Raw genomic sequence first — 9,655 nt, 5'->3', positions numbered from 1 at the left:
ACCCGCAGTGCTTGGCCGGTAATGCTGATCACGCCGATGTGCGGGCGCCCGGAGGTGTCCAGGGCCGCGCTGCCGGTGGCGGGATCGGCGGTGGCCTTCTTGCCGGCCGGTGCTGACATGGTGATCGCCAGCTGGCTGACCGTGGCACCCTGCGGCAACTGGGTGAGGATCGAGAGGATCAGGGCCGAGGCGTCCACGTCGCTGGCGAGCAGCCGGGAGAGCTGGGTGCGGACCCCGGCGACGCTGCCTTGCAGCAGGGTGACGTCGGCGTAGCGCTTCTGCTGTGCCAGCAACTGCGACGTCCGGCTCTGCTCGGCGGACAGGGCGTCGGCGGCTTGCTGGCTGCGGTACCAGGCGAAGCTGTACCCGGCACCGGCGATCAGGATCAGCACGCACAGCGCGTAGGCCATCAGCTTGCGGATGGCACGTACTCGCCGGGCTTGCAGCACCTCGGGCGGAATCAGGTTGGCGACTATGCCCCAACCCGGCATCGTGCTCCACAACTCACGTGGCTGCATGGTCGTCATGCCGCTGCTCCCATCGCCAGTCCTACCGATACCGCGGTGGCTGACAGCTCCGCGTCCTCGTTCCGGATTTCCTTGGATGCCAGCCGGTTGCGCACGTGCTGCATCGGGGCGACCAGGTTGGCCGGAATCCCCAGGTGCTCGCCGAGCAGTTCGGCCAGGCCCGGCAGGGCCGCTCCGCCGCCGGTGAGCGACAGCCGCTCGACCGGGGCGCTGTGTTCGGTGGTTCCGAAGTAATTGACCGAGCCCCGGATCTCGGCCAGCAGTGGCCGGATTCCCTCGTTGAGCGCATCGGTGAAGTTGCGGTTGGTGGACTGCAGGCCCTGCAGCCGCTTGGCCGACTCGGCTTTTTCCTGATCGAGGCCGACCCGGTCAACGATCCGATCGGTGAGTTCCTGGCCACCGCGGGCGACCGCGCGTACCACCTTGGGCACCCCGTGGCGGTGGATGATGATGTTGGTCATGTGCGCGCCGATGTCGACGATCGCCTCGACGCCCTGATTCTCGTCGGCGATGGCCCGCAGCGCCGCGAAGGAGGAGAGGTCCACCCGGGCGACCTGCAGCCCGGCGCTCTGGATGGCCTGCACGGCGGCGAGCACCGGGTGCCGAGGCGTTGCGATCAGCAGGCCGGGCACCATGCCGGTGACATCGGCCTCACCCAGCGGCAGCCAGTCGATCAGCGCCTGGTCCAGCGGCAGCGGCACCACCTCGCGGGCCTGGTAGGGCAGCGCCTTCACCAGCTGGTCATGGGGCAGCTTGGGCATCGGGAGATCACGCACCACGGTCTGCTGGTTGGTGATGCCGAGGATCACGTTGCGGCATTCGAAATGGTTCTGGGACCACAGCTGCCGCAGCGCGGCCGTCACCATGCTCTGGTCGCAGACGACACCGTTGAGTACCGCTCCGGGCGGCAGGTCGACGTGGCCGCAGCCGTGCACGCTGACCGACGGGCGGCCGTCGGTGGTGCCGTGCGACAAGATCGCCGCACGTACCGAGGTGGCGCCGATGTCGACGCCGATCGCGTGACCGTCCGGGTTGACGATCCCGATTTTGGGGTTGACGATCTGGCGGTGTTTCATCGGGTCTCCTGGAGAAGGGCAGTGCGGAGTAGGAGCGGGGCCGGGCTCAGAGCCCGGTGACCCGGAGGTAGCTGTCGAGGATCGGCTGGGCCAGGTACAGCGCCAGCGCCGCCCCGGCGAGCATGAACGGGCCGAAGGGCAGTGGTGTCTTGCCGGTGCCACGCCTGCTCGCGATCACCGCGATGCCGGCCACCCCACCGAGCAGGAACGCGGCGAACGCCCCGACGAGCAGCGCCGAGTAGCTCAGCCAGCCGAGGACGGCGCCGATCAGGCCGGCCAGCTTGACGTCGCCGAAGCCCATCCCCTTCGGATAGGCCAGCGCCAGCGCGAAGTAACTGCCGAACAGCGCCGCGCAGCCGATCGCCGTCCGCAGCAGCGCCCAGTAGTCCTGCTGCCACAGCAGGGGAATTCCCAGCAACAGCGCCAGCACCGGGTAGGACGGCAGCACGATCGAGTTGGGCAGCCGGTGACAGTCGATGTCTATGGCTGCCAGCGCAATCGCGATCGCGGTGAAGTACAGCCAGGCGGGCAGTCCCGCCAGCCGGTTGAGGGAGTGCAGCCGCCAGGCCACCAGGACGAACGCCACACCGGTGGCCAGCTCGACCAGCGGGTACCGGGCGCTGATCGGGGCCGCGCAGTCGGCGCAGCGGCCGCGCAGCACCAGCCAGCCCAGGACCGGCACATTGTGCCGGTTGCGAATCGGTGCCTGGCAGTGCGGGCAGTGCGAGGCCGGGGCGATCAGCGATCCGCCGTTGGGAACCCGGTAGATCACGACGTTGAGGAAGGACCCGATCGCCAGGCCGAACAGGGCCACCACGACGAGCAGCAGCCACATGGTGCGGACCTTCCCGTCGGTGCGTGCGGGTTGCCAGGGTGCGGGGTACGGGCGTCAGCATCTCAGGATCCCGTCGAGATGCTGATGACATTCCAGGTGTTGCTGGTCAGTCGCCCGTCCGGTGGCGGGATGTAGGGCACCCGCAGGCCGCCGTTCACCGCTTGGCCGGCGCGCATGTTGTCGTAGTTGTAGGTCACGGAGATGCCGGGCATCTTGGTTCCCGAACCCTGGTAGGGCCGGCCCTGGTACGGCATGCTGGTCGCGCCCCGGTGGTACTGGTAGAGACCGCCGTAGATGTTGATCCCGTAGCCGATCTCGCCCCGGTAGAAGTTGTCGGCCAGAAATGAGCCACGCAGCGTGAAGACCGTCGCGTAGATCAGTCCGAGGCCGCCGTTGGTCATCGACGGGGCGTTGTTCGGCTCGTACATGTAGGACGGGAAGTTGTTGGCAACCGGCCAGCTCAGGTTGTCGGTGTAGGCCCCGCTGAGGTCGTTGGGGCAGTACCCGGGCGTGGTCACGCCGAGGGTGCCGTCGGTGGCGCAGGTCATCGGACGGTAGATCCGCACATTGTGCGTGGCGATCAGGGCCAGGCCGTTGCTGGTGTTGGTGACCGTGTTGTTGTTGTACGTCAGGTCGTTGGTGACGACGATGTCGTGCTCGGCGACGATCGAGACGTTGGCGTTGGTGACGCCGTCGACGTAGACGTCGCCGTAGCCGTGGTAGTAGGTGGTGATGTCGTTGTCCGGGTCGGTGTAGGTCCTGGCCGCGTCGTAGCCGCTGTCGCCCGGCTGCTTGCCGTGCCACGGAAAGTTCTCCGTGCTGTTCATCGGCGTGCCCGTTGCCGCGCTGGCGGTCCTGCTGAGCACACCCTGGACGATCGGCGTGGTGCTGTTGATGCAGGAGCCCCTGTTCAGCGAGGTGCACACCATCCGGTCCACCGTGACGTTCCAGGTCTTGGCCGTGGTCGTGTAGCCCCTGCCGACGGTGCTCTGCAGGAAGGTGCCGGAGGGAGCGTCGGGCGTCACGGTGGTGCTGGTGGGGGTGCCGGCGGTGACGGTCGCGGCGTACCACACCGAACCCGGCACGATGCCCGCCGTGCGGGAGGCCGCGCTCAGTTGCCCGGTGATCGCGCTGGTCAGGCTCGCCGTGGTGGGGTTCGCGGTGGCCAGCTCGGCGTCCGTCGCCGCCTTGATGGCGGTGAACACGTCGTTCTTGGGCGTGCCCTGGCCGGCCTCGCAGTCGAAGTTGCGGCGCTTGGCCGGGTTGGCCGGGGCCGGGCAGGCCGCGGTGGCGAGGTAGGAGGAGTCGTCGCCCCAGGTACCGGTCAGGCCGTCGCTGGTGGTGGCCGCCGGCAGCGTCAGGTTGGTGGTGGTGTTGAACACCGGGCTGGCCACCGTCGCCTGGGTCGGCTTGACCGACGCCGCCGGGTTCTTGACATAGATCAGGGTTCGTGACAGCGGGACCAGCGCGTTGACCACCCCACCCGAGGCGTCGGTGGTGCTCTGGCCCTCGCTGTCGAGGGTGTTGATGTTGCTGAACGTTCCGGTGCTCTGGTAGCAGGCCGACGAGCCGGCCGGGGTCAGCGGGCTGGTGATCCGGGCGGTGGTTCCGGTGATCTGGATCCGGGTCGGGCCGGTGTAGACGCACTGGGCGAGCGGCAGCGCCTCGGTGGCGTCCTCGGGCAGCTCCAGCGCGTTGGACTGGTAGATCGGGAACACCGAGTTGCCGGAGCTGTCGGTGGGGTAGTTGTCGGTGAGGGTGGCCGCGCCGTCCGTGCCGGGATAGGCGCGGTCATAGCCGCCGTTGGCTCCGAGTGGTTGCTGGCTGCCGTTGATCGAGCCGGTCCACACCGTGTAGGCCGCGGCGTCGAAGTTCGGCTTGCTGTTCCTGGAGTTGCCGGTGTCCTTGCCGCGGTCGACGAGGTAGGCGTCCTGGCTGTAGACGGGCCCGTTCATCACCATGTTCGGTTCCATGGAGGAATCGCAGGTGTCGTTGTGGGTCAGCGGGACCGACGACCCGGTGGCCGGGGTGTAGCGACCGCCTTCGGTGAAGTAGGCGAAGCTCGAATCGGTTCCCATCGCATCCTGGATCGCGCTGGAGGGCCGCCGGCTGGCGTTGTTCCACCCGGTGTTGGTGCCGCGACCGGGTCCGGCGCCGTTGGGGTAGTACAGGTCGTCACAGACGTTGGTGCTGTGGCTGGAGTCGCACAGCGGGGTCGTGCTGGCGTTGACGTAGGTGCAGGTGCCGTCCCACTGCAGGGTGCCGGGCCTGCTCCTGCCGCTGATCGAGGTGCCGTTGAGGTTGGCCGCCGAGGTGACCTGTACCGAGCGCGCCTGGTAGAAGCTGTTGACGAACTCCGCCGAGTAGGTCTCGTACTTGGTGTAGTACTGGAAGTTGTTGAAGCTCGGCATCGCGTCGACGTCGGCGACCAGCACCTTGATCAGGTACTTCGGGTCGGGCTTGCCGGTCGGCACCTGACCGACCGACCTGACCCGGGCCAGGCCCGAGGTCGCGAAGGTGACGGTCCACCAGTAGGACTCGACGCTGGTGACGCCGTCGCCGCCGGTGATCGGCACGCCCTGCTGGTTCAGCGGGTCGGAGATGCCGGTCTTGTTGGTGATGCCGGTGGTCAGGCTCGCGCATTCGAAGCCGACCGTCGGGGGGCAGTTGGTGTTGACCCAGCTGAGGAAGTTCTCCAGGCCGGCCTGCGCCGCGGCGATCGCCTCGCCGGAGTCGACACTGGCCTTGGCCGGCTTGATCTGACCGGTCAGCGCGGTGGTCGCCGTGCTGAGCATCAGCATCGCCATGATGCTGATCATCATCACCAGCACCAGACTCTGGCCCGCTTCATCCCTGCGCAGCCTGGCGATCAGCCCCCGGCGCGATGCCGCCGCCCACGGGCTGCGGTGCCGGCTGGGTGCTCTTCTCATGGCTCGGCCCCCGGATCTCATGACGGGTACCCCGAACTCACCGCTGCCAGCGACGCGAAATCCATGCTGCTGGTTTCGGTGGGATCCAGGGCGGTGAAGGCGATGGCGATGCTGCCGATCTGGTTGAGCGCCCTGTCGACGTTGAGCGCCGGGTTGCCGCGGTAGGTTCCGGTGCTCACGGCCAGCGAATCGGGGGCGATGATGCTCGGGTCGAGCCGCCCGGAGCCGGCCTGCCCGGTCTGCAGGCACAACCCGGCGGCCGGGGTAGTGCCGTTCAGGCAGCCGAGCTGGGTCAGGTCGATCGGGCTGCCGATCCGGGAGTACGGCTGGAAGATCGGCTGGCCGCCGGTCGCCTTGGCGTTGAACCCGAGCTGGCGTACCGACTGCACGGTGGTGTTGTCGGGCTTGAAGGTGACCTCGACGAGCTGGCCGACGCCGGAGCCGGGCGTGCCCACCCGCAGCATCAGCGCCACCTTGGTGGTGGGCTGGGGCGCTGAGAAGGAGCCGGTGACGGCGGTCGCACGGTTGTTGAGATTGGCGTAGAAGACGATCTTGGTGCTGGTGATCTCCTCGAACCGGTCGGCCTGCAGGCTCGGGTCCAGCCAGCCGGCCACCCGCAGCATCGAGGTCCAGCTGTCCAGGGTCAGCCGGGCGTCGCCGGAGTTCTGATTGGTCAGCACGGTCTTGTAACCGGCATGGCTGGCGCCGACGAAGAACAGCACCGCCATGGTGCCGAGGATGGTGGTCAGGATCATGCTGACCATCAACTCGGCGAGGGTGACCCCCCGGTCATCGGTGCGCAGTCGTGAGTGGGCGACGTGCGACCGGATCGCCCGCCAGCGCCGGCTCAGCACGACAGCACCGTGTCGTAGCGGACCGTGCGGGTGGAGCTGTCCTGCCAGCTGACCTTGACGGTCACTTTGCGGGAGGCGCCGGGGGCGCAGGTCGCGGTGGCGGCGGGGCTCATGATCGGGGTCACGGTGAAGTTGGTGCCCTTCAGCGCGACCGTCAAGGCGGCGGCGTCCAGCTGGCTGGCAGTGCTGTTCTGGCCGCGCAGCCTCTCGACCTCCTGCCGCGCGAGGTTGGAGGCGGCGACCCGGTTCTGGGTGACGCCGGTCAGCTTCACCAACGTGACCAGGGCCAGCATGACCGCGAAGGAGACCACGGTGAACAGCGCGATCGAGACGACCACCTCGGCGAGGGTGAACCCGTCGTCGTCGCCGGCGGCCGGCGGCTCGCCCTCGCGCGAGTGTGCCTGCTCGTCCTGCTGCCGCATCCGCAGGAGGGCGCCGGCACGCCCAGCGACGGACCTGGTGGTCATCGGTGGAGTCATGCCTGCACCTCCTCGGTAGAGCGGCGATGATGGATGGAACCGGATAACGAGAACTGGGCGGGCGGTCGTGACCACCCGCCCAGCCCTGGCTATCAGGATCAGGTGACGACGGTCTGGCCGGTGGCGCTGCTGTAGGTGTAGACCTTGCCGCCCGGGCTTCCGGCGGTGGTCGCGATCGTGTAGGCGCCCGAGGCCACGGTGTAGGTCATGGTGTTGCCGGGGCTGACGTTGAGCTGGGCGCCGGTGCAACCGGTCAGGGTGTAGTTGCTCACCGGGGTGCCGACACCGGAGATGGCCGTCGGGTAGGTGTTGGCGTTGTCGGCGTAGCACTGCTCGATCACCGCGATGGCGTTGCGGGTGTCCGAGCCTGCGGACTTGTTCTTCGCGCCCTTCTGGTAGTTCAGGTACATCGGGATCGCGATGGCGATCAGGATGCCGATGATCACGACCACTACCAGCAGTTCGATGAGGGTAAAGCCCTTGTCACCCTCGGCGCGCTCCTCGCGGAGCTGGTGCAGCTTGTTGAGCATAAGAGCCTCCTGGCTCGTTAGGAGTGCGGCGTTCGGCGCGGGGTGCCAAAGCCTTGCTAGGTCTTCATGAGGTCAAATCGGCATTACCTAACGAAGAATTAGCGCCGAGGCCCACTATTTAGCTACTTTCAGTTACATCTTGATAACTATCGGTTATGGAGATGTCGCGAACGGTAGCTGTCAGTAACCGAGGCGGATGGCCAGCCGGGGCGGATCTCAGGCGGGGCGGATCCTCAGGCGGGGCGGATCGTCAGGCGGAGCGCATCTCAGGCGGGGCGGATCGTCAGGCGGGGCGGATCGTCAGCCGGTCTGGATGTGCTGGTAGATGGAGAACATCGGCAGGTAGAGGCAGATCACCATGGTGCCGATCACGGCGCCGAGCAGGACCACCAGCAGCGGTTCCATCGCCGAGGTCAGCGACTCGGTGGCGGTCTCCACCTCGTGGTCGTAGAAGTCGGCGACCTTGTCCAGCATCTCGGTGATCTGGCCGGTCTCCTCGCCGACTTCCATCATCTGCACGACCATGTTCGGAAACAGCGGGTGCTTGCCCAGCGGCCCGGACATCTGCTGGCCGACCCGGACCGCGGCCCGGACATCGTCCATCGCCTCGGACACCACGGCGTTGCCGGCGGTCCCCCCGACCACCTCGAGCGCCTGGATGATCGGCACGCCGACCGCCAGCAGCGTCCCCAGGTTGCGCGCCCAGCGGCTGATCGCGAGCTTGGTGAACAGCGGTCCGAACACCGGCAGCCGCAGCTTGAGCCGGTCCATCCGGAGCCTGAAGTTGTAGTTGGTCCGCATCGCCCTGCGGTAGCCCCGCAAGCCGGCCACCGCGGCGATGACGGCCAGCGGCAGCGCCCAGTAGGCGTTGTGCGAGAGCACCACCATGATCTTGGTGGGCAGCGGCAGCTTGCCGCCGAGCTGGGCGAACATCTTCTCGAACACCGGAACGATGAAGATGATGACGCCGGTGCCCAGCAGCAGCGAGAACAGCAGCACGATGACGGGGTAGGTCATCGCTGCCTTGATCTTGGCCCGCAGGTTCGAGTCGTCCTCGTACATCTTCGCGATCCGGGTCAGCGCCTCGTCCAGGAAGCCGCCGGTCTCACCGGCCTTGACCATGTTGACCATCAGCAGCGGGAAGTGGTCGGGATGCAGGGCCATCGCCTTGGACAGCGTCGAGCCGCCCTGCACGTCGGCCCGGATCTGGCTGAGCGCGAGCTTGAGCTTCGGCCGGGACGTCTGGTCCTCCAGGATCGCCAGCGAGCGCAGCAGGGTGAGGCCGGAGGAGGTCATCGACGCGAACTGCCGGGACAGGATGGCCAGGTCCTTCAGGCTGGTCCGCTTGGCCAGTCCCGGGATCTTGATGTCCTTCTGCAGGCCCTGCCCGGTCTGCTCCACCGACAGCGGCAGCAGCTTCTGGTCGGTGAGCGAGTTGGCGGCGGCCTGGGCCGAGGCTGACTCGATCTTGCCCTTCATCAGCAAGCCGGAACGGTCCAGCGCCTCGTAGGCGAACGTCTTGGTTGCCATGGTGTCAGAGCCTCGCCAGCCGCTTGAACTCGTTCGGATCGTGGGCCAGCTCCAGCGCGGTCCCCTTGCTGACCAGCTGCTCGCTGAACCGCTGGGCCAGGTGCTGGTCGAAGCTGAGCATCCCGGCATCGGCCGAGGACTGCAGGAAGGACGGGATCTGGTGCACCTTGCCCTCGCGGATCAGGTTCCGGATCGCCGCGGTGGCGACCATGATCTCGCAGATGATCGAGCGGCCCATGCCGTCCTTGCGCGGTGCCAGGGCCTGGGTGACGACGCCCTGCAGGCAGTTGGCCAGCTGGGCCCGGATCTGGGTCTGCTGGTGCGGCGGGTAGATGTCGATCATCCGGTCGACCGTCTGGGCCGCGGACTGGGTGTGCAGGGTGGCCAGCACCAGGTGACCGGTCTCGGCGGCGGTGACGGCCACCGAGGTGGTCTCCAGGTCGCGCAGCTCGCCGACCAGGATGATGTCGGGGTCCTGGCGCAGCACGTGCTTGAGCGCGATGGCGAAGTCGGAGGTGTCCGAACCGACCTCGCGCTGGTTGACCACGCTGCGCGAGTGCGAGTGCAGGTACTCGATCGGGTCCTCGATGGTGACGATGTGCGCCGAGCGGGTCTGGTTGGCGACGTCCAGCAGCGCGGCCAGGGTGGTGGACTTTCCTGAGCCGGTCGGGCCGGTGACCAGCACCAGGCCCCGGGTCAGGTGGGCGAAGCTTTCCACCGAGCGGGGCAGGCCGAGCTCGTCGAGACTGCGGATCTTGTGCGGAATGGCTCGGAACGCCGCGCCCACCGCGCCGCGCTGGCGGTAGACGTTGACCCGGAACCGGCTCACGCCGGGTATCGCGTAGGCGGTGTCGAGCTCCTGGGTGCTGTCGAAGCGGTCCCACAGGCTCGAGC

The 9,655-nt window shown here is 67.7% G+C and carries 9 protein-coding genes; all 9 read right to left on the bottom strand.

The genetic code is table 11. The features are described 5' to 3' along the window. On the bottom strand, positions 1-527 hold a 527-nt coding region (locus VF542_RS02370), incomplete at its 3' end, for a hypothetical protein (RefSeq protein ID WP_408650105.1). Then, positions 524-1,603, bottom strand: a complete 1,080-nt coding sequence (gene pilM / locus VF542_RS02365; RefSeq protein WP_408650104.1) for a type IV pilus assembly protein PilM — start codon at positions 1,601-1,603, stop codon at positions 524-526. The genes pilM and VF542_RS02370, both read right to left, overlap by 4 nt. A gap of 46 nt (positions 1,604-1,649) precedes the next feature. Continuing rightward, positions 1,650-2,438, bottom strand: a complete 789-nt coding sequence (locus VF542_RS02360; protein ID WP_408650103.1) for a prepilin peptidase — start codon at positions 2,436-2,438, stop codon at positions 1,650-1,652. 62 nt (positions 2,439-2,500) lie between these two features. After that, the gene (locus tag VF542_RS02355) at positions 2,501-5,368 is read right to left on the bottom strand and encodes a pilus assembly PilX N-terminal domain-containing protein (protein WP_408650102.1); all 2,868 of its coding nucleotides are present in this window, start codon (positions 5,366-5,368) and stop codon (positions 2,501-2,503) included. 17 nt (positions 5,369-5,385) lie between these two features. After that, the gene (locus VF542_RS02350; RefSeq protein WP_408650101.1) at positions 5,386-6,222 is read right to left on the bottom strand and encodes a prepilin-type N-terminal cleavage/methylation domain-containing protein; all 837 of its coding nucleotides are present in this window, start codon (positions 6,220-6,222) and stop codon (positions 5,386-5,388) included. Then, entirely contained in the window at positions 6,216-6,701 is a 486-nt protein-coding gene (locus VF542_RS02345; RefSeq protein WP_408650100.1) for a type IV pilus modification PilV family protein, read from the bottom strand. Before VF542_RS02345 ends, VF542_RS02350 begins: the two co-directional genes overlap by 7 nt. A gap of 98 nt (positions 6,702-6,799) precedes the next feature. Then, positions 6,800-7,231, bottom strand: a complete 432-nt coding sequence (locus VF542_RS02340; protein ID WP_408650099.1) for a prepilin-type N-terminal cleavage/methylation domain-containing protein — start codon at positions 7,229-7,231, stop codon at positions 6,800-6,802. Positions 7,232-7,531: 300 nt separating this feature from the next. Continuing rightward, positions 7,532-8,761, bottom strand: coding sequence for a type II secretion system F family protein (locus VF542_RS02335; RefSeq protein ID WP_408650098.1), 1,230 nt, complete (start codon positions 8,759-8,761; stop codon positions 7,532-7,534). Positions 8,762-8,765: 4 nt separating this feature from the next. After that, positions 8,766-9,655, bottom strand: an 890-nt coding sequence (locus VF542_RS02330) for a type IV pilus twitching motility protein PilT (protein WP_408650097.1), incomplete at its 5' end; no start/stop codon positions are given.

The sequence above is a fragment of the Jatrophihabitans sp. genome (assembly GCF_036389215.1).
Classification (GTDB): Bacteria; Actinomycetota; Actinomycetes; order Mycobacteriales; family Jatrophihabitantaceae; genus Jatrophihabitans_A.
The sequence above is the reverse complement of the archived record's forward strand: the minus strand, read 5'-3'. Positions and strand labels throughout refer to the sequence as shown.